The following is a 19,121-nucleotide window of genomic DNA, read 5'->3' on the forward strand; positions in this document are numbered from 1 at the left end:
TCGAGCGGGAAACCGCGTCCTGGGTGCATTGGTACAACACCAGCCGGTTGCACTCGGCGATCGGATACCTTCCGCCCGTCGATTACGAGAACGAGTACCGTCAGCAGTGCTCGAACGCCACCTCCGACTGCGAGGTGGCCTGAACCAGGTCTCCATCACATCCAGGACGGTTCAACTTCCGTCTTCAAACGTCTACCACTCTGAACACCGTTCGGTGCCCCTGACCTCAACCAGTCGCGCACAGTCGAGACGACATCTGGGCGCGTTGCTGCCAACAGATCAGCTATCTCGAATGACGTTGGTTCCATCTGACCAGCGTCGCATGGGCGAGATGCAAGCTATCCAGTTTCGACCAACCCTGCTGTCGTTGCACACCACTGGGTAAACGGTGCCTCCGCTAGCACTCTCGACAGGAATACGGTAGGGGGGTACCGTAGTTCTCACACGAACCCGAGATCGAGGAGATGAACATGGCCACCACCACTGTCACCGTCACCGGCATGACCTGCCAGCACTGCGTTTCCTCGGTGAAGGAGGAGGTCGGCGAGATTGCGGGCGTGACCTCGGTGAACGTAGACCTCGAGTCGGGCCGAGTGGACATCGAGTCCGAGGCGCCGCTCGAAAAGTCCGCTGTCTCGGAAGCCGTGCAGGAAGCCGGCTACCAGCTCACTGACGCCTGACGCCATGAACGAATCCCGCAAATTCCTGTTCTTCATCGGGGGACTGGCCGCGCTTTTCGTGGTCACCCTCGTGATCGGCCGAACCATCGGACCGGACCAGTCGGAACCCGACGACTCGATGAGCCACACGAGTCACGGCAACTACACCCTCGAGCCCGTCACCGCCGAGTTCCCGCTCGGCACCGACACTCCGCTGCAGTTCCGCGTTCTCGATTCCGACGGCAATCCGGTCACCGAATACACCGAGCAGCACGAGAAGTTGCTGCACCTCATCGTCGTCCGTGACGACACGAGCGGCTACCAGCACCTGCATCCCACCATGTCAGATGACGGAACCTGGACCGTCACGACAAGCTTCACCGATCCGGGGCAATACGGCCTCTATGCGGACTTCGTCCCCGCCGGTGGCGAGAACGCCGTTGCCACCGCCGACGTGACCGTTCACGGCCAGGGCGCGCCCAAGCCCCTGCCTCCGGTCTCGAACACCGCCACCGTCGACGGCTACACGGTCACCCTCGACGGCACGATCGCCGCTGGATCACCGTCCACCGTCACCATGTCGGTGACGCGCGGGGGTGCACCTGTCACCGACCTGCAGCCCTACCTCGGCGCCTACGGTCATCTCGTCGCGATCGATGGCGACAACCTCGATTACCTACACGTTCACCCCACCGGCCACCCAGGAGACGGTGTGACCACCGCGGGGCCGGGCATCCAGTTCGAATTGACTGCGCCCGAACCGGGTGACTACCGCCTGTTCCTGGACTTCCAACACGGCGACAACGTCCGAACAGCGGAGTTCAGCGTCACGGCACAACCGGGCGGATCGACGAACACCCCACCGAGCGAGCACGGTCATGGCCACTGACGTTTCGAAAACAGACATCACCACTGACAACCGCATCGAGTTGGCGATCGGCGGCATGACGTGCGCGTCCTGCGCCAATCGCATCGAGCGCAAACTCAACAAGCTCGACGGAGTGACGGCCAGCGTCAACTACGCAACGGAAAAGGCCGCCGTCTCGTACCCCCAGACCGTCTCCACCGACGAACTGGTCGGGACTGTCGAAGCGGCCGGCTACACCGCTGCGCTTCCACACGAACCGGGCGAAGAAGTACCCGAGCCCGCCGACCCGACACAGCAACTGCGTCAACGCCTTCTCGTATCGCTGGTGTTGAGCGTTCCGGTGATCGCGATGGCGATGATCCCGGCACTGCAGTTCACCAACTGGCAGTGGCTGTCGCTCACGCTTGCAGCACCGGTCGTCGTGTGGGGCGCGCTGCCGTTCCACAAGGCCGCGTGGACCAATCTGCGGCATGCCACCGCCACCATGGACACCCTGGTGTCGATGGGAACGCTTGCCGCCCTTGGTTGGTCGCTGTACGCCCTGTTCTGGGGAACCGCTGGCACCCCCGGGATGGTTCACCCGTTCGAATTCACCATTTCGCGCAGCGACGGCGCGGGCAACATCTACCTCGAAGCAGCCGCCGGCGTCACGACATTCATCCTTGCGGGCCGCTATTTCGAGGCTCGCTCCAAGCGTCAGGCAGGTGCCGCCCTGCGCGCGCTGCTCGAACTGGGCGCCAAAGATGTTGCAGTACTGCGTAATGGAACCGAACAGCGCATACCCATCGACCAACTGGTCGTGGGTGACGAATTCGTCGTGCGTCCGGGCGAGAAGATCGCAACCGACGGCATCGTTGTCGAGGGAACCTCCGCCGTGGACGCCTCGATGCTCACCGGGGAATCGGTGCCGGTCGAGGTGAGCACGGGCAGCGAGGTCGCCGGTGCCACGACCAACGTGGGTGGCCGACTGGCGGTGCGCGCCAAGCATGTCGGTGCCGACACTCAGTTGGCCCAAATGGCGCGCATGGTCGAGGAGGCGCAGACCGGCAAAGCAGATGTGCAACGCCTCGCCGACCGCATCTCCGGCATATTCGTCCCGATCGTGATCGCAATTGCCGTCGGCACATTGGGGTTCTGGATCGGCACCGGCGGGTCGATTGCGGCAGCATTCACAGCAGCAGTGGCCGTCCTGATCATCGCCTGCCCGTGTGCACTCGGACTGGCAACCCCCACCGCGCTGATGGTGGGCACCGGACGTGGCGCGCAGATGGGCATCCTGATCAAGGGTCCGGAAGTACTCGAATCCACCCGACGCGTCGACACCATCGTTCTCGACAAGACCGGCACCATCACCACGGGCACGATGTCGCTCGTCAAGGTGACGCCCGCCGAAGGAGAAGACCCCGAGCTGGTGCTCCACTATGCGGCTGCCGTCGAGAACTCCTCGGAACACCCCATCGCCCAGGCGATCGCCAATGCGGCGCTCGACGGCGGTGAGCTGCCATCCGTCGAGCAGTTCGCCAACACCGAAGGACTCGGGGTTCAAGGCATGGTCGACCACCACGCTGTGGTGGTCGGACGTCGAAAACTGCTGCAGGACTGGTCACTCCACCTGTCGACCGAACTCGATGCCACGATGCGCGAGGCCGAGCGCTCCGGCGGAACCGCCGTCGCCATTGGCTGGGACGGCAAGGCGCGAGGGGTGCTCGTCGTCGCCGACACGGTGAAGCCGACATCGGCCGAAGCCGTGACGCAGCTACGCTCACTCGGCCTGACCCCGATCATGCTGACCGGTGACAACGCCGAATCAGCCCGCACGGTGGCAAACCAGGTGGGCATCACCGAGGTGATTGCCGAGGTCATGCCCAAGGACAAGGTCGCAACCGTGCAGCGTCTGCAGTCCGAGGGCAAGGTAGTCGCCATGGTCGGTGACGGTGTGAACGACGCAGCCGCACTTGCCCAGTCGGATCTCGGCATTGCAATGGGGACCGGTACCGACGTCGCCATCGAAGCAGGCGACGTCACGTTGGTGCGCGGCGACTTGCGGGTGGCATCCGACGCAATCCGTCTTTCCCGCAGGACGCTGACGACGATCAAGGGCAATCTGTTCTGGGCGTTCGGATACAACGTCGCTGCCATCCCGCTTGCGGCCGCGGGCCTGCTCAACCCGATGATCGCCGGTGCCGCCATGGCATTCTCTTCGGTGTTCGTCGTGAGCAACAGTCTACGACTGCGCGGCTTCCGCCCGCTTCGAGCCGACTCCCGAGGGGAATGAACATGGAACACGCGCACGCAGGTCACGGCTACATCAGTGGCAAAGAGGACTATCTCAAGCGATTACGCCGCATCGAGGGCCAGTCTCGCGGCCTCCAGAAAATGGTCGAGGACGAGAAGTACTGCATCGACATCCTCACGCAGGTGTCGGCGATGACGAAGGCACTCCAGGCCGTTGCTCTGGGTCTGCTCGAAGACCACCTGAGCCACTGCGTAGTCAATGCTGCCGTGGCAGGTGGTCCCGAGGCGGACGAGAAGATCAAGGAAGCCACCGACGCCATCGCGCGCCTCGTCCGGTCATAACCGTCCGGACCCGCTAGCGTGATCCCATGAAGGTCCATCACCTCAATTGCGGCACGTTCGACAGTCCGCTCGCCGGCACCATCGTGTGTCACGCGTTGGCGTGCGAGACGGACAACGGAATTGTTCTGGTCGACACCGGGTTCGGGCTGGCAGATCTGGCCGACCGCAGTCGTCGCCTCGGTCCGTTGCCCCGGTTGATGGGTGCCAAGTTTTTCGAGTCGGAGACGGCCGTACGCCGTCTCGAGGGCCTAGGGTTCGCCACGTCGGACGTGACCCACATCGTCGCAACCCACCTGGATTTCGACCACATCGGTGGTGCCGGAGATTTCCCCAACGCAACGATCCACACCACGGCGGTCGAGGACGCGGCGGCACGGGCGAGGGCGTCGGCTTCCGACAAGGTCCGTTACCGTCCGGCTCAGCAGCCTCCGGATTCGGAGATGCGGACCTACTCCGGGCCGGGTGAACCACTTCTCGGTTTTCCCGATGCGCACCGCCTGGACACCATCGGTGATGGATTCTTCCTGCTCCCGCTGCCGGGGCACACGAAAGGCCATGCCGCGGTGGCAGTCGACACCGGAAACGGTTGGCTCGTTCATGCGGGTGACGCCTTCTACCACCACAGTGTTGTGGCGCCTCCCGGTGTGGACAGCCCCGGATTCCAGGGACGATTCATGCGGGTTGTCGAGAAGGTACTTGCCGATGATCGTTCCCGGATCAGCGAGAATCACCGCCGGTTGCGGGAGCTGAACACGCAACAGTCCTCGCACGTCACCGTGTTCTGCGCCCACGACCGGAAGCAGTTGGAGGAACTTCAGCAGCGCGGGTGACCGCACGGCACACGCGGTCGTGGTCGTTACACTGACGACCGATACTTCTGTGAGAGGGGGCACCGATGGCTGGGCAAGACGCTGAACAGCTGAAGGCTGCAAATGATGCTCTGGGTGAGCGGGTCGAATCGATGCTGTCGGCGTTCGAACAGCAGACCCAGCAGCTCGCCGGGCTGCGGGATTCACTCGAGTCGATCAAGGCCGAGGGGTGGTCGGCGGACAAGCTGGTTCGCGTGACCGCAAACGCCGGCGGAATCCCGATCGACGTGTGGATCGCTCCGGAAGCATTCAAGAGGTCCACACCGGACCGGCTGTCCCAGTCGGTGGCCGAGGCATCACAGCACGCCGCGCGAGCTGCTCAAGACGAAGCTGCGGCTGCGGTCGCTCCGATCACCGATGTCGCAGATTCCATGCCCGACATCACCGACCTGACTCCTGGTGCGCCGAGCGTGCGGGGCATCTTCGACTCGTTCATCCCGAAGCCTGCCGACCGGGTGCCCAGCAACGACGTGACGCCAGAACCGGTGGACACCGAGGACATGGGCTCGGTCAATTGGCTTAAGGACGAGAGATGAACGCATGAGCGACCAACTACGCGTAGACCTCGAACAGTTTCGCAGTTTCGTTCCCAGGTTCGAGCAGCTCGAGGCGCAAACCGTGGTGGACAAGTGGCACCTGACCCGCGGCCTCGACGAGGAGGGCGAGTGCTGGGGCGCAGACGAGGTGGGGGCCAGTTTCGCGTCGAAGTATGTGCCGGCATCGCGTGACACCATCGAGGCCATCGACGCGCTCGGGCAGCTGTTCGACCTCATCGGTGACAAGGTGGGCCGCACCGCGGACGGGTTCGAGCAGACCGAAACTGCATTTACGGGCCAGATCGGCTCGATCGACCCCACGAGCGGAGGCTGACCGTGGGCATCGAGATTCCTGGATCACTGCGCTGGGTCGCCGAAAAGGTTTGTGGCACAGATTGGCCCGACGCCGACGAAAGCGCCATGCAGCGCTGCGCCGACCATTGGGGAAACGCTTCGACCGCGATCGGGGCACTCAACGAGCTCAGCGACGACACTGTCAAGCAGCTACTCGACTCCATCGAGGGTGACGTCAACGACGCGATCACCGACGTCTGGCAGAAGATCGGCGGCGACGCCGGCGCCATGCGCGAGTTGCTCGAAACCTGCGACCAACTCGCCGAAATGCTCGATGGCGCAGCACAAGACGTTCGACGAGCGAAACTGGCGATCATCGCCAACCTCGTCACTCTCGCAGCGTCCCTCGTAGCGGCAGCGGCAACGGTGTGGGCATTCGGCGCAGGCGCGGCCGCCGGTGCAGCGGCCACCCTCGCCACCAGAGCATCGATCCAACTGATCATCAGGCAACTGATCACCCAGATGTTGCAGCGCCTGAGTGTCGAAGTCGCGAAGAAAGTTGCCTTGAACGTCATAACCAGTGCTGCGGTGGGCGCGGGTATCGAAGGTGGCATGGAAGCGGGTCTTCAGACCTTCGAAAGGACTCGGGGACTTCGAGACAGCTACGACTTCGGGGACGTAGCTCAGGCAGGTGGACACGGGCAATCAAGGGTGGCGTTCAGGGTGCGTACAAGATCGCAGCGCGTGGTGGCGAGGTCCGCGATATCCCGAGCTTCTTCAGCAAACAGGCCTACACGCCCGACGGGGTCAAGACGAGGGCCGCTGATATGACGGCTGTTGAAAGCATCCTCGGAGGCGAACTCGGTAAAGACGTTGCAGGAATGTCCGTCGGCAAGCCCGACGCCAGCATCGGTACACGCATCAAGGATGCGTTCGAGGGTTCGAGTCTGGACATGCCGCCCGACACCCACACCACACCATCGTCCTCTTCGGAGAGTGGTGACCATGACGGATAGTCCACAGTGGAGCGCGGGGCTACTCGGCACTTCCCCGATCACAATCGAACGACCGAGCAGCAATGCCGGTTCCCTTGCGATCAACGATCGGAAGGGAACCCGACTCGGCTCTATCCGTAAGGGCGGAAACAAGTTCCTGCGGCTTCTGAATGAGTTGACCGATCTTTTTCCGCACAGGCCGATAGAGATACGGGACTCCAAAGGACAACCCGCGCTGCGGATCGAGCAGCGCGGACTCCTGCGACGCCACATCGTCACCGTTCACCAACACGGCAGCCCCTCGGTCTGCAGACTTGTTGGCAAGTCATTGCCGGGCCTTCGCGACTGCGGATACTGGGTCGAAGTCGACGGCGAAAGAGTCGGCGAAGTAGTCGCCGACAAGGGCAGCGACAGAATCGTGGATGCCGTCGGCATCGAGATCGCGCAGATCGCGAAGCAAGGAGGAGAGAGGCATGGTTGGGCAGTTCCCCACTACACGCCACTCCGCACGACACTGAAACACCGGCGGCGCCTATCCGATTCGCTTGCGGGTCTCGCCCTCGCCGCGACATTGATCAGGCACGGAGTGTTGTGAACCCTGTTCGAACCTCTCGGCGCCGTGATCCTGATCGGCAACGATGTGGCCCCTCGAACCTTGACCTTCCGGATACGACCCCGCGATCGGAGCCCTCCACCAATGGCAAGTAACACTCCGGAACCGCCCCTTCTGGCCCTCTCGGAACTCGTCATTCAAAAGAGCACTCGCGGCCGTTTCTTCACCGAGATTGCCATCACGACAGACACGGACGCGCCGCTCGCCTTCGCGAAGGTCGCCGGAAACAAGGCGCTGCTGATTGCGTACGAACTCTCGGATGGCTGGTTCTTTCCCTCGCGTCCAATGGACTTGGAGGACGAGAACGGACAGTGCGTGCTTCGTATAGAACTCAGTGGAGTAGTGCGGCGACTGGTTGTCACAGTCAGACGACCCGATGGCAGCGTGCTTGGCAAACTGGTCGGCAAGACCTGGGCCACCACCTTTCGAAACACCGGCCTCTGGGTCGAGGTCAACGGGGAACGGGTGGGTGAGATCAACGTCGGAAGACACACATTCCAGATTGTCGACTCGGTCGGCACTGTTCTTGCGGAGGTCGAACGGACCCCGGCGCAGAGGCGTACGAGACTCGATTCGCGAAACAGGCTGAGCGAACCATTGTCTGCACTGGTACTCGCCGCCACGGTCATCCGGCACCGTTGGTGATTACGATGCCCCTTTCTGCAACCGAGCTCGTGGTCAAGAAAAGTCCCCGGCACAGCATCTACATTGAGTACGCCATCGTAGGCCGGAAGGATGAACCACTCGGAATCACGCGAGAGGGCGGCAACAAAACGCTGCTACTGCTGAACACATTCTCACGAGGGCGCCTGACTGCTCTGTTGTCGATGCGAGCCGACAACGCTAAGCGTGAACCGATGCACTGGCAGACATACCACCTGTGAGTGGTCCGCGAGTCTCTGGACTCGCTAACCACTCACGGGTGGTGGTTCGAGGCGGCGACAGTGATGGAAGGATGTCGGCCATGCGAATCAGGCGGGGAGCGGTCGGTGCGGCAGTGTTGTTGGTGGTAATGGGTATCGCCGCAACGGGGTGCTCGGGCAGCGAAGACGGGGGAGTCGAACCGACGACCGCCGCCGAACCGTGGGATCCGTGTTCACTCTCGGACGCGGCACTACAGCAGGCCGGCCTCGATCCTGCGACCGAAGGGCCGGGCGTGACGACGTCGTTTCCCGGATGGAAAGACTGCGCATGGGACGGCGACGCCTACGGCGTGACCGTCAGCGCCTCTGCAACCGAAACAGTCGATCACTTTCGCAACTTTCCCGGCACGATCGATTTCCAGGAGGTGCGCGTCGCCGGCCGACAGGCATTCACACACCGTGAAGAACGGGACGAGCCTGGGACATTCTGCTGGCTCGTCGTTCCGTTCCAAGATGGCGGCGTGATGTCGATGCAGGTCGACCGATCCCCGTTCACCAAGGACACCACGCCAATGTGTGAGTGGGCGGTACGTGTCGGCGAGGCCCTCGTACCCGATATGCCCGCTTGATGAACTAAAGTTCGTTCTGTTCTATGACTCACAGGGGAGGGGTAGGGAATGTCTGGCACGGCACCTGGGGTGGACGCCCTGTTATCGCTCGCAGGTCAAGCGAAAGCCGGGGAATTTGTGTTGGACCCCAGCGTGGCTCAGGACTGCGTGGACGCCTGCACGGAAGCAATCGACTCCTTGAGGGAAGCCCGCCGAAGGATGAGTGGTCAGACCAACAAGTTGCCGTTGGGCAACTTCGATTGCGGCGATGACCTCGCGGTGATTCTGTCCGACACCACCCAGCAGTTCATCGACCGCATCGACGAGCACATCACCTGCCTGAAGGCGATCCACGACATGGTGGGCGCTCAGGTGACGGAGACTCTCACCACGGATGACGAAACCTCGCAGGCAATCGCCCGCATCAACGGACAGGTGGCGAGCTGACCATGACACCTCCACCCGCACCGCAGACACCCACTATCGACGAGGTCCACGCCAATCTCCAAAACATATCGACGGTGACCGGCAAGGCAGAGCAGTTCATTGGCCCCGCAAACTCCGGACCACCGTCGATCGCGAACAATCCTGAGTACGCAGGGCTCGATATGCAAGACAAGTCCGTGCAATGCACCATCTTCGAATCGTTCGACCACAGTGCACTCGTTGCCAACGTCGATCCCATTCAATCCGAATCGGTCGACGCCTACCGCCAAGAATGGGCAACAGCGTCCAACACTGTCACCGACACCTTCGAGACGTTCTCGTCCAAGATCGGACGGGCCATTTCCGACAAGTGGACCGGCCCTGCCGGTGAATCCGCGTCCGCCGCGATTCTCGGGTACGCAAATGACTCGTACGGCATGGCTACGGCTTCGAATCTTGTTGCTCGCCAGGTAGGTTTGCTCACCGATTCGCTCAGCAACACGAAGACGAACCTTCCAAAGGAGCCAGCAGAAACCGCTCCCGGAAAGGTCATGAGCTTCTTCGGGAGAGAAAGCTGGGACGACGAACGTCGCGAGGAAGCAAAGCGGCAAGCAGTGGAGCTTCTGAACAACGTCTACTACGGCAGCGGAATCTCGCCAACCGCCAGTGCAATGCCGAAGTTCCCCGAAGTACATCCACCGGGCGCGGATTCGCCTGTTGGACCGGGCGGACCCACCGGTACCCTATCCACCGGCTCGCCCTCCAGCGGCGACGGCGGTGGCGCACCCGGCAACGGTGGTGGCACGCCCGGCAGCCCCACGGCCGATCAGGTTGGACCGGCGGAACAGCCCGGATCACCCACCGGCGATCGAACTTCCGAGACACCCACCGGTCCTTCTTCGTCACCAGAGTCCCTGGGATCCGACGGAACCCCCGGTGGGGGGTCTGTGGGATCACCGACCAACCCATCGGCCGCCGGGACTTCGGCAGCGGGCATGCCCGGCATGGGTGCCGGTGGCGGACTCGGGTCAGGTGGCGGAGCAGGCGGACTCGGCTCCGGCGGACTAGGCGCGGGCGGCGGCGCAGCAGGTGCGGGTCCCGGCACGCTGGGCGCACCGAATCCTGGCGGCGGCGCAGCGGCTGGTGCCGCACCTGCCGCTGCGGGCGGTGTGGCCGGCCGCGCAGGCATGCCGGGTATGGGGATGGGAGCCATGGGCGGTGCCCGCGGCGCCGGCCAAGGTGGCGACAAGGACGAAGAACACAAGACGCCGGACTACCTGCGCAACGACGAACTCAGCCAGTGGGTGGACGCACAGGGTGACCGTGCCTACGCGCCCGTCATCGGCGCCCAACGCCCCCGGCCCGCCTCCGACAACGAATCGAAGTGACGATGAGCACCTGGCAGTTCGATCCGCTCACGTATCAGGTCGGATGGCGTTCCTTCGGCGTAGATCGGCCGCACTATCCGTTCCAATTCCGTCCTTCGTCGGCAACCGCTGACGAGTACGACAACGAATGCCTCGCTGCGGCAATGCGATTCCGAAACATGTTGGACGACGACCTCTACTGGGCGTTCGTGACGATGCTCAGCCCCGAGGGCCGCGTCTACGCATGCGGTTTCGCCGGCGAAGGCGACGCGACGAAAGTTCGGATCTACGCGGCCGTTCGTGGCGCTCACGCCGTGGTCGTGAGCCAAGAACCAGGCCCCGACCACCGCTGCGGCGGCACCGTGCAAGTCACTCGGCTTCCACACCGAAACTGCGGGCAAGCGGTCCTGCAGGCGCTCCCTGCCGTCGGTGCTGGGAGCCGCTCCCGCATCGACGTCGACCGCCTCAGCCTCGAGACCGAGCCGGAAGACGACTTCGACACTCCCGCTTCGTGGTTGCGCTCGTCGGCTCCGAGCACAACGCCGAGACAAGACTTCGAAAGCCTGTTGAGTCGGCCCCGTGTGGGTGTCGGACGAGTCGAGGTCTACGCCGGGCCCACCATCGCCCAGCGCGACACCGGCGGAGCACGCGACGTGCGATGGGTCGACATCGCAGACGACGGCCGGTATCTGGTCGCGCAGGGCCCCCGAACTGTGTCCGTCCTCCCCGGCACAGCGGACGTGTTCGCGGCGCAGATCCAGAAGCTCGTCACCGCCGCGGTCGAGGATAATCGCAGCGAGCTGGCGGTCTGATTCTCAGGCCACCCAGTTCACCAGGTCGTCCACCGACCACGTGTTGATCACCTGATTCGGGTCGACACCGCACCGCATCGCACGCTCACAGCCGTATCCCTGCCATGCGAGTTGGCCCGGCGCGTGGGCGTCGGTGTCGATCGCGAAGAAGCACCCGAGGTCCACCGCAAGATCGATCAGCCCGCTCGGCGGATCACGACGCTCCGGCCTGCTGTTGATCTCGACCGCCGTTCCGGCGTCGCGGCAGGCTGTGAACACCTTCTCGGCATCGAACTTCGACTCCGGTCGCGTCCCTCGCCCGCCTTCCACAAGACGCCCGGTGCAGTGTCCCAGCACGTCCACGTGCGGGTTCTCGACGGCGCGAACCATGCGACGAGTCATCGCACCGTGCTCCGCCCTCAGCTTCGAATGAACGCTGGCAACGACGATGTCCAACTCGGCGAGCAAGTCCTCGTCCTGGTCGAGCGAACCATCGTCGAGGATGTCGACCTCGATCCCGGTGAGAATCCGAAAAGGCGCAAGCTCCTCGTTCAATCCGCGAATCACGTCCAGCTGAGTACGCAACCGATCGTACGAAAGCCCGTTGGCCACCGTCAGTCGCGGGGAATGATCTGTGAGAGCACAGTATTCGTGACCGATCGCTGCCGCGATCCGCATCATCTCCGCGATCGGACTACCGCCGTCCGACCAGTCCGAGTGAGTGTGCAGATCGCCCTTCAATGCGCCGCGCATCTCCCCACCACCGAGGGGCTTCGCCGAGTCCCGCAACTCCGCCAAGTGCTTGGGCACCCCGTCGAACGACGCTGCGATCACGCCTGCAGTCTTGGGGCCGATGCCCGGCAGGTCCGTCCAGGTGCCCGTGCGCTGCCGCTTCTCGCGCTGCTCCTGAGACAGCTCGGCAACGACCTCGGCGGCACGGCGATAGGCCTTCACTCGGTGCGATTCGGCTCGGTCACGCTCCATCCAGAACGCCACTTCGCGTAGTGCATCGACAGGGTCCATCTGTCCAGGCTCGCCTACCGTCCACGCCACGGCAAGGGGTCGACAGGGACCCGCTGCGGTGGCACGGTCGAGGAGTGGACGGTGAAAAACTCTTCGGAGTCGCGCGAGTGGCGCGGATGGCGACGACGAACTCGGACGCGCAACCGCATCTCGTGCCCGTGGTGTTCGTGCTCGTGGACGGTGTCGTGTACACGAGCGTGGACCACAAGCCCAAGCGCAGCAAGCACTTACGGCGTCTGGCGAACATCGCTGCCGACGCACGGGTCAGTGTCCTGGTCGACCACTACGAGGAGGACTGGAACAACCTGTGGTGGGTACGTGTGGACGGCATCGCCGAGATACTCGAGGGTGGGGAGATCGAGGCCCAACGGGCGATCGACGCACTGACCGAGAAGTATCCGCAGTACGCCCTGATCCGGCCGGACGGGCCGGTGATCGCGGTGCGCAACCTCGTGTGGCGTACCTGGTCAGGTGAAGGAACGGCGAGCATGAACGAGGAACTCTCGTAGCGCAGGGCTCTTCCCGCTGGACCACACCAGCGACAGGACTGCCGGGATGTCCACGTCGTCTATGACCACCGGATGCAACTGCGGATAGGCCCCTGCCATCGACCGACTGAGCACGACAACGCCGAGTCCGCGTGTTGCCAAGTCCGCCATCGCATCCGGAGCGCTCGCAACCAGTGCAATGTCGGCGTGAATACCGAGCGCGGAGCACCCGCGATCGAAGACCGTCCGAATCCCCGTACCGTCCGGCATACACACAACCGGGAACTCGACGATCTCCGAGAGAGTCGCCGTGCCGCGACCGGCCAGGGCGTGACCGGCTGGAACCAGAGCCGTCAGCGGCTCACTGATGATCGGTAAGGACTCGAGGTCGCTGGGAGGGGCCGCCGCAGTACCCACCAACGCCAGATCCAACTCTCCGGCGCGGACCTGCTCGATCAACCGATCCGAATTGTTCTCGGTGAGCGCGATCTCGACGCCGGGGTGGGCCGTGTGGAACGCGGACAGCGAGTCGAACAACCCCGGAACGGTGCAGGCGGTGACCATGCCGACGTGAAACCGACCGCGAATCAAGGTGGTGACCTCGTCGACCGCTTGACGCAGCGATGCTGCAGCCGCCAAAGCATCGCGGGCATGCACGAGCGCCGCCTTCCCGGCCACCGTCAGCGCCGCCTTACGGTTCGAGCGGTCGATGAGCGCAGCACCCAGCTCGTTTTCCAACTGTCTGACCTGGGCACTTATGCCCGATTGGCTGATGTGCACCCGCTCGGCCGCGCGCGTGAAGTTGGCCTCCTCGGCGACCGCGACGAAGTACTCGAGCTGCCTCAGTTCCATAAGCTCTGATTCTAGTTTGCAGAAGAACCATCTGTTGGACTTCACACTCGGGCGCTCGGAGACTGGAAGCATGCCGAACAACGAGAAAGCCATGCAGCCCGAAGACCTCACCCGCCTGTTCGTCGAGCGGTCGAATGCAGGCGATGCCGCGGGCGTCGCCGCTCTCTACGCGGAGGACGCCGTGATGGCCTACCCGCCCGGACAGCAGATCGTGGGTCGAGCCGCGATCCAGGCGTTGTGGGAGTCCGTACTCGCCCACGCCCCCAAGTTCCAGCCCGAACCGCCGCTACCAACCCTGATCAGCCGCGACCTCGCGCTCACCGCCACCCCTCCCCGCGACGGTGCGGGCGCACGCGCCCAGGTCGCACAGCGGCAGGCAGACGGATCGTGGTTGCGCCTTCTCGACCAGCCCGAATTCATCACGCTCCAATAGCCCGCAACGCATCTCGGGCGCCGGCCAGAACCGCCTCGGTCACCGTTCCCAGTGCAGGCGACTCCAGCTTCCATCTCTGCCAATGCAGCGGTACGTCGATCGGGCCGGCGGACTCCAGCTGGACGAAGTCGCCCGACGCGAGCGGACCCGCGACCTGAATCTCGGGCAACATTCCCCACCCCAGCCCGTACCGAACTGCCTCGGCAAAGGCAGTCGACCCCGGAATGTAATGGCGCGGCGGATCCATTCTCCGTCGCGTCACCTTCCGGAGGTACCGCGTTTGGAGGTCGTCCTTCCTGTCGAACACCAACATCGGCGCCCTCGCGAAAGCATCGACGGACTCGCCGTCGGGAAACCAACGCCGCGCGTAGTCGGGGCTGCACAGCGGCAGGTAGCGCATGGACCCCAGCTTCGTGACGCTACATCCCTGAACCGCAACGGGTTCCGATGTCACTGCCGCCATGACGGTCCCCGCTCGCAGCATCTCGGTGGAGTGATACTCGTCTGCTCGATGCAGTTCGACGAGTATCGTGCGCTCGGCAGCCAAGACGCCGAGCGCGGGAATCATCCACGTGGACAACGAATCTGCATTGACGACGACGGGCACCGTGAGCACCCGGGAGGCGCTGGGTTCGAGCGCGAACGCCGTGTCTTCTTCGAGGCGTGCGACCTGCCGCGCCAATTGCATGACGACACGCCCCGGTGCGGTGAGGGTGACAGGCTTCGACCGCTGCACCAGAACGCTGCCCACCTGCAGTTCGAGAGTCTTGATGCGCTGACTCACCGCCGAAGGGGTCACGTGCAGGATCTTCGCAGCCGCCTCGAACGTGCCCTCGTCGACGACGGCCGCGAATGTGCGCAACTGCGAGAACTCGATGTCCATAAAGCAACTCTAATGAACCATGAATATCTTTAGCTGGACTGATCAGGTTCGGATTCGTAGCGTCGTTCCCGTGATCGGCACTCTCGCGACCGGCTTCGGCACCGGGCTCTCCCTCATCGTCGCCATCGGCGCCCAGAACGCATTCGTCCTACGTCAGGGGATTGCACGACGCCACGTGTTCGCAGTCGTCTTCGTGTGCGCGCTGTCCGACATGGTGCTCATCGTGGTCGGAATCAGCGGAATCGCGGTGATTCTCGAACAAGCACCCGGTGTGATCCCCGTGGTTCGGTGGGCGGGTGCGGCGTTCCTGGTCGTCTACGGAATTCTGGCCGCACGACGGGCCCTACGACCGAACGCGATGGACGCACAGTCGTCCACAGCCGGCCCGTCCCTCGGCGCCGCCGTCCTGACCTGCCTCGCCTTGACCTGGCTCAACCCGCACGTGTACCTGGACACCGTCCTGATGCTGGGCTCCGTTGCCAATCAACACGGCGACAATGGGCGATGGTTGTTCGGCGTCGGGGCGATCCTGGCCAGCCTCGTATGGTTCGGTGCCCTCGGATACGGGGCGCGGTCGTTGCACGGGCTCTTCACCAAACCGCGCGCCTGGCAGGTCCTCGACGGTCTGATTGCCGCGGTCATGATCACTCTGGGCGCACTCCTGGTCCGCGGCGGCTGACACCGGCGCTAACCTCGGAGCATGCCTACCGCCCTCGTCACCGGCGCCTCGCGTGGACTCGGCGCTGCCATTGCCCGTGAACTCGCCCCCAGCCACCACGTGTTGCTGGGGGCGCGTTCTGCCGAATCCCTCGCCGACATCTCCGCCGAACTTCCCGACTCGACACCGTGGCCAGTCGATCTCACCGATTACCCGGCCGTTGCCGAGGCCTGCGCTCGAATCGAGAGTCTCGACGTACTCGTGCACAACGCAGGTATCGCGGACCTGGGCACCATTGCCGATTCTTCGGTCGATCAGTGGCGCCGCACCTTGGAATCGAACGTGATCGCGGTAGCCGAGAGCACCCGACTTCTCCTGCCCGCCTTGCGTGCTGCCGGTGGCCATGTGGTGCTGATCAATTCAGGTGCCGGGATTCGGGCCAACGCCGGCTGGGCCTCGTACGCCGCCAGCAAGTTCGCGCTGCGTGCATTCGGCGACGCATTACGGCTGGAAGAGAAGGATATTCGGGTCACCTCGATCCACCCCGGCCGTATCGACACCGACATGCAGCGGGAGATCGTGGCACACGAAGGGGGAACGTACGAACCCGAGAACTTCCTGAAACCGACAACGGTGGCTCGCGCCGTACGCAACGCCGTCGACACTCCTGCGGACGCACATCCGACGGAAGTCGTTCTGCGAGTGCGCTGATCGTCTACAGGTCGCGTAGGAAATCGAGGAGAAGTCGGTTCACGTCCTCGGGACGCTCCTGCTGAACGAAGTGGCCCGTGTGCGCGATCAAGTGCACACCGCGCAAGTCCGGAACACCGGTCCGCATCTTCTCGAGTGACTGCGGCCCGCTCATCGCGATGACCGGGTCGGCCTCACCGGCAATGTAGAGAGTCGGCGCCGCAATCTCGTGGTGGCGGTCGGCATGGTGTTCCCAGTTCTGGTCGTATGCCCGGTACCAGTTCAATCCACCGGTGAAGCCGGTATCGGTGAAGACCGAGACATAGTGATCGAACTCCTCCTGCGACAACCAAGACCACGGCAAGCACGGGGCATGGGGAAGTACATCCAGATAGCCGTTCCCGTCGGTCGGGTGCTGCCAGATGTGGAGGTAGTCGTATGCGCCGGACAGGGCGAAGAAGAGACGACGCAGGAACCGGCGCGGATCCGAGTCCAGTTCTGCATCTGCAACGCCGGGCTCCTGAAAATAGTGCAGGTGCAGGAAATGCTTCTTCGACATCTTCGTGAAGAGTTCCGACGGCCGGATCGGCATCGCGTCGGGGGAGTAGGGAACGGCAAGAAGTACCAGGCCACCGACCCGATCCGGATGCTTCTCGGCGACCGTCCACACCGCAGGTGCGCCGAAATCGTGACCGACCAGAACCGCCTGCTCGATGTCGAGGGCGTCGAGAAGCGCAACCAGCCGATCTGCAATCCGGTCGTTGGCGTACTCCGCGACATCCGAAGGCACATCCGACCCGCCGTATCCCGGCATGTCCGGTGCCACCGCACGGAATCCGGCCTCGGCCAGCGCGTCGATCTGATGCCGATAGCTGTAGCCGAGCCCAGGAAAGCCGTGACACATGACGACGGCCGGACCAGCACCGGCTTCTGTGATCTGCCAGGTGAATCCGTCTCCGTCGGTCAGTTCCCGCATAGTTGCCGACATGTCAGCGAGTGACCATGTCGTCCTGACTCCAATACGCGCGCATCGTCAGGATCTTGCCGTCGTCGTCGAAGGTCATCACGTCGATGGGAGCGATCTCCATCGAATTGTCACCGAGAGTCGTCACGAGCGAGAAGTGGAAGGCAGCCTCGTTGTCGGCGATCCGGAGGGTCCGCAGTTCGCCTTCCTGCTGCAAGGGCTCGATGACTCCGTAGAACTCGCGGATCGATTCGGTCGTGGTTCGAGGTTCGGTACCGACCGGATCCTCCACCACCGCACCGTCGGCGTAGAGGGCGAGAACATCGTCGACCGTGCCCTTCGCTACTGCCTCGATGTACTTGCTGACGGTCTTGCGGATGTCGTCGGGCGACGGCGCCATGCGAACTCTCCCATTCGATAGAACGTGTTCCAGCTTCAAACGTATCCCGCGAGAGTACGGCCGTGGCGCGGCCAGGGGAAGACCTCAGCCGACCGGAATCACGATGGGCGGCAGTCCCGGAATCTGCACCTGAACCTGAGGGGGAGGAGGCGGGGGAGCCGGCGCCGGTGCAGGCGGAATCACCGGCTCGGGCGCAGGCGCGGGTGGCGGCGGAGGAGGAGGCTCGGGCGCTGGAGGCGGTGGCGGTGGCGGCGGTGGCGGTGGCGGTGGCGGTGGTTCCGGCGACGGCGCGCGAACCGGCGCGGGGCGAGGAGCGGGAGCGGCCTGTTCCTCGGTCTCGGGTGGTTGCGCAGCGACCGGCTCCACCGGCGCAGGAGCAGGACGCTCGATCGCCTGCTGTGGACCGGCGCCGACAGGTATCGGAATGACATCGCCGGTCATCAGATCCACGACCTGGAATCCCGGAAGCCGTGCGGCCGCAGGCTCCACCACGACGACGGAATCCGCGGAGAAGCCGGGCCACGGCTCACCGGACGGTTCCGATTGCTGACCCAACTCCGGTGCCGTGAGCGGGCTGCCGTCCATGCAACGCACCGTCGGCACACCGAACGGGTCGACGAGAACCACGGTGCCCGACTCCAGCACCGATTGCGCTCCCACCGCGTGTCCATCTTCGAACCCGTGGCTGGTCACGCGGGTGTCCGCCCGCAGCAGCATCGGGGTGAGTGATCTGACGTACGACCGAATGTCCTCGACGTCCAGAGCGTTGGCCCACGAGAACGATTTCGCCTCGTCGCTCTCCAGGCTCCCGACGAGCCGCTCGCGATCGCACAGTGGACGGCCGGGACTGCTTCCGTACAGGCCGACGCGGTCACCGGCAAGGAAGATGCCGGTCGGATCGGCGCCACCCGAAGGCAACCCGTCACCCGCGACACCCTCCGGAATTGCGGTGTCGGCAGGTCCGGCGGGCACCGAAGTGGGCACCTGTTGGGGAAGGAGCACGTCCGTCCAGGGCAGATCGGTCTGCTCGACCGCGAGATCGAGCTGGACGCGGTCCACCGTGGGACCGCCCCCACCCGAACACGCCGTCACGAAAGCGGTAACCATGGCGCACACAGCCAGCAACCGTGTGCGAGGAACGTTGCGTCGGGTACGGGGCGCAGCAACGCCTGACGCTGCCGACCCGACAAGCTCGGTGGCCACGACCCCATCGTAAACACGATTCCTCCCCCTGTGAGTGGTTTGCGAGCCCCTGGACTCGCTA

At 64.0% G+C, this 19,121-nt stretch carries 26 protein-coding genes; 20 read left to right on the top strand and 6 right to left on the bottom strand.

What is annotated here, in order from left to right; genetic code table 11:
- From ACFWO3_RS17685 to ACFWO3_RS17760, 16 genes are all read left to right on the top strand, one after another.
- Positions 1-143: integrase core domain-containing protein (locus ACFWO3_RS17685; protein ID WP_378580345.1), on the top strand; the 143-nt coding region annotated here is incomplete at its 5' end.
- A gap of 327 nt (positions 144-470) precedes the next feature.
- Positions 471-680: a heavy-metal-associated domain-containing protein gene (locus ACFWO3_RS17690; protein ID WP_378580096.1), complete on the top strand. Its 210-nt coding sequence runs from the start codon at positions 471-473 to the stop codon at positions 678-680.
- Positions 681-684: 4 nt separating this feature from the next.
- Entirely contained in the window at positions 685-1,548 is an 864-nt protein-coding gene (locus tag ACFWO3_RS17695; protein WP_378580098.1) for a hypothetical protein, read from the top strand.
- Positions 1,538-3,802 carry a heavy metal translocating P-type ATPase gene (locus ACFWO3_RS17700; RefSeq protein ID WP_378580100.1) on the top strand — a complete coding sequence of 755 codons (2,265 nt, stop codon included), beginning with the start codon at positions 1,538-1,540 and terminating at the stop codon, positions 3,800-3,802. Before ACFWO3_RS17695 ends, ACFWO3_RS17700 begins: the two co-directional genes overlap by 11 nt.
- 2 nt (positions 3,803-3,804) lie before the next feature.
- Entirely contained in the window at positions 3,805-4,104 is a 300-nt protein-coding gene (locus ACFWO3_RS17705) for a metal-sensitive transcriptional regulator (protein WP_378580102.1), read from the top strand.
- Positions 4,105-4,130: 26 nt separating this feature from the next.
- The gene (locus tag ACFWO3_RS17710; RefSeq protein WP_378580104.1) at positions 4,131-4,934 is read left to right on the top strand and encodes an MBL fold metallo-hydrolase; all 804 of its coding nucleotides are present in this window, start codon (positions 4,131-4,133) and stop codon (positions 4,932-4,934) included.
- A 65-nt stretch (positions 4,935-4,999) separates the two neighbouring features.
- Positions 5,000-5,509 carry a YbaB/EbfC family nucleoid-associated protein gene (locus tag ACFWO3_RS17715; protein WP_378580106.1) on the top strand — a complete coding sequence of 170 codons (510 nt, stop codon included), beginning with the start codon at positions 5,000-5,002 and terminating at the stop codon, positions 5,507-5,509.
- 4 nt (positions 5,510-5,513) lie between these two features.
- Positions 5,514-5,843, top strand: coding sequence for a WXG100 family type VII secretion target (locus ACFWO3_RS17720; protein ID WP_378580108.1), 330 nt, complete (start codon positions 5,514-5,516; stop codon positions 5,841-5,843).
- A gap of 2 nt (positions 5,844-5,845) precedes the next feature.
- Positions 5,846-6,634: a hypothetical protein gene (locus ACFWO3_RS17725; RefSeq protein WP_378580110.1), complete on the top strand. Its 789-nt coding sequence runs from the start codon at positions 5,846-5,848 to the stop codon at positions 6,632-6,634.
- Entirely contained in the window at positions 6,631-6,819 is a 189-nt protein-coding gene (locus tag ACFWO3_RS17730) for a hypothetical protein (protein ID WP_378580112.1), read from the top strand. Before ACFWO3_RS17725 ends, ACFWO3_RS17730 begins: the two co-directional genes overlap by 4 nt.
- Positions 6,809-7,393 carry a hypothetical protein gene (locus ACFWO3_RS17735; RefSeq protein WP_378580114.1) on the top strand — a complete coding sequence of 195 codons (585 nt, stop codon included), beginning with the start codon at positions 6,809-6,811 and terminating at the stop codon, positions 7,391-7,393. Before ACFWO3_RS17730 ends, ACFWO3_RS17735 begins: the two co-directional genes overlap by 11 nt.
- A gap of 102 nt (positions 7,394-7,495) precedes the next feature.
- Positions 7,496-8,056, top strand: a complete 561-nt coding sequence (locus tag ACFWO3_RS17740; protein WP_378580116.1) for a hypothetical protein — start codon at positions 7,496-7,498, stop codon at positions 8,054-8,056.
- Between the two features lie 319 nt (positions 8,057-8,375).
- The gene (locus ACFWO3_RS17745) at positions 8,376-8,903 is read left to right on the top strand and encodes a DUF3558 domain-containing protein (RefSeq protein ID WP_378580118.1); all 528 of its coding nucleotides are present in this window, start codon (positions 8,376-8,378) and stop codon (positions 8,901-8,903) included.
- Between the two features lie 198 nt (positions 8,904-9,101).
- Entirely contained in the window at positions 9,102-9,329 is a 228-nt protein-coding gene (locus ACFWO3_RS17750) for a hypothetical protein (RefSeq protein WP_378580120.1), read from the top strand.
- 2 nt (positions 9,330-9,331) lie between these two features.
- Positions 9,332-10,696 carry a hypothetical protein gene (locus tag ACFWO3_RS17755; RefSeq protein ID WP_378580122.1) on the top strand — a complete coding sequence of 455 codons (1,365 nt, stop codon included), beginning with the start codon at positions 9,332-9,334 and terminating at the stop codon, positions 10,694-10,696.
- Between the two features lie 2 nt (positions 10,697-10,698).
- Positions 10,699-11,487, top strand: coding sequence for an ESX secretion-associated protein EspG (locus tag ACFWO3_RS17760; protein WP_378580346.1), 789 nt, complete (start codon positions 10,699-10,701; stop codon positions 11,485-11,487).
- A gap of 3 nt (positions 11,488-11,490) precedes the next feature.
- On the opposite strand, the gene ACFWO3_RS17765 is transcribed toward ACFWO3_RS17760, so the two are convergent.
- Positions 11,491-12,489: a PHP domain-containing protein gene (locus ACFWO3_RS17765; protein WP_378580124.1), complete on the bottom strand. Its 999-nt coding sequence runs from the start codon at positions 12,487-12,489 to the stop codon at positions 11,491-11,493.
- A 74-nt stretch (positions 12,490-12,563) separates the two neighbouring features.
- Between ACFWO3_RS17765 and ACFWO3_RS17770 the strand changes: the two genes are divergently transcribed.
- Complete coding sequence (locus ACFWO3_RS17770) at positions 12,564-12,998, top strand: TIGR03668 family PPOX class F420-dependent oxidoreductase (protein WP_378580132.1); 435 nt, start codon at positions 12,564-12,566, stop codon at positions 12,996-12,998.
- Here the strand turns inward: ACFWO3_RS17770 and ACFWO3_RS17775 are convergent.
- Positions 12,957-13,829 carry a LysR family transcriptional regulator gene (locus ACFWO3_RS17775; protein WP_378580134.1) on the bottom strand — a complete coding sequence of 291 codons (873 nt, stop codon included), beginning with the start codon at positions 13,827-13,829 and terminating at the stop codon, positions 12,957-12,959. The genes ACFWO3_RS17770 and ACFWO3_RS17775 overlap by 42 nt on opposite strands.
- A gap of 70 nt (positions 13,830-13,899) precedes the next feature.
- Between ACFWO3_RS17775 and ACFWO3_RS17780 the strand changes: the two genes are divergently transcribed.
- On the top strand, positions 13,900-14,262 hold the full coding sequence (locus ACFWO3_RS17780; RefSeq protein ID WP_378580136.1) for a YybH family protein: 363 nt from the start codon (positions 13,900-13,902) through the stop codon (positions 14,260-14,262).
- Here ACFWO3_RS17780 and ACFWO3_RS17785 read toward each other — a convergent pair.
- Entirely contained in the window at positions 14,249-15,145 is an 897-nt protein-coding gene (locus tag ACFWO3_RS17785; protein WP_378580138.1) for a LysR family transcriptional regulator ArgP, read from the bottom strand. The genes ACFWO3_RS17780 and ACFWO3_RS17785 overlap by 14 nt on opposite strands.
- 73 nt (positions 15,146-15,218) lie before the next feature.
- On the opposite strand from ACFWO3_RS17785, the gene ACFWO3_RS17790 reads away from it, so the two are divergent.
- Both ACFWO3_RS17790 and ACFWO3_RS17795 read left to right on the top strand, forming a co-directional pair.
- On the top strand, positions 15,219-15,824 hold the full coding sequence (locus tag ACFWO3_RS17790) for a LysE/ArgO family amino acid transporter (protein WP_378580348.1): 606 nt from the start codon (positions 15,219-15,221) through the stop codon (positions 15,822-15,824).
- 21 nt (positions 15,825-15,845) lie between these two features.
- Positions 15,846-16,514 (top strand): SDR family oxidoreductase, encoded by a 669-nt coding sequence (locus ACFWO3_RS17795; protein WP_378580140.1) that lies wholly within the window; start codon positions 15,846-15,848, stop codon positions 16,512-16,514.
- Positions 16,515-16,518: 4 nt separating this feature from the next.
- Here the strand turns inward: ACFWO3_RS17795 and ACFWO3_RS17800 are convergent, their stop codons facing one another.
- The 3 genes from ACFWO3_RS17800 to ACFWO3_RS17810 all read right to left on the bottom strand — a co-directional run bounded on the left by ACFWO3_RS17800 (position 16,519) and on the right by ACFWO3_RS17810 (position 19,060).
- Positions 16,519-17,481, bottom strand: a complete 963-nt coding sequence (locus ACFWO3_RS17800; RefSeq protein WP_378580142.1) for an alpha/beta fold hydrolase — start codon at positions 17,479-17,481, stop codon at positions 16,519-16,521.
- Position 17,482: 1 nt separating this feature from the next.
- Positions 17,483-17,857: a nuclear transport factor 2 family protein gene (locus ACFWO3_RS17805; protein WP_378580143.1), complete on the bottom strand. Its 375-nt coding sequence runs from the start codon at positions 17,855-17,857 to the stop codon at positions 17,483-17,485.
- Positions 17,858-17,941: 84 nt separating this feature from the next.
- A complete protein-coding gene (locus ACFWO3_RS17810; RefSeq protein WP_378580145.1) occupies positions 17,942-19,060 on the bottom strand; it encodes a DUF6777 domain-containing protein in 1,119 nt (372 codons plus the stop codon).
- Positions 19,061-19,121: the final 61 nt, after the last annotated feature.

It is taken from the genome of Rhodococcus sp. NPDC058521 (assembly GCF_042719695.1).
GTDB lineage: Bacteria > Actinomycetota > Actinomycetes > Mycobacteriales > Mycobacteriaceae > Rhodococcus_F.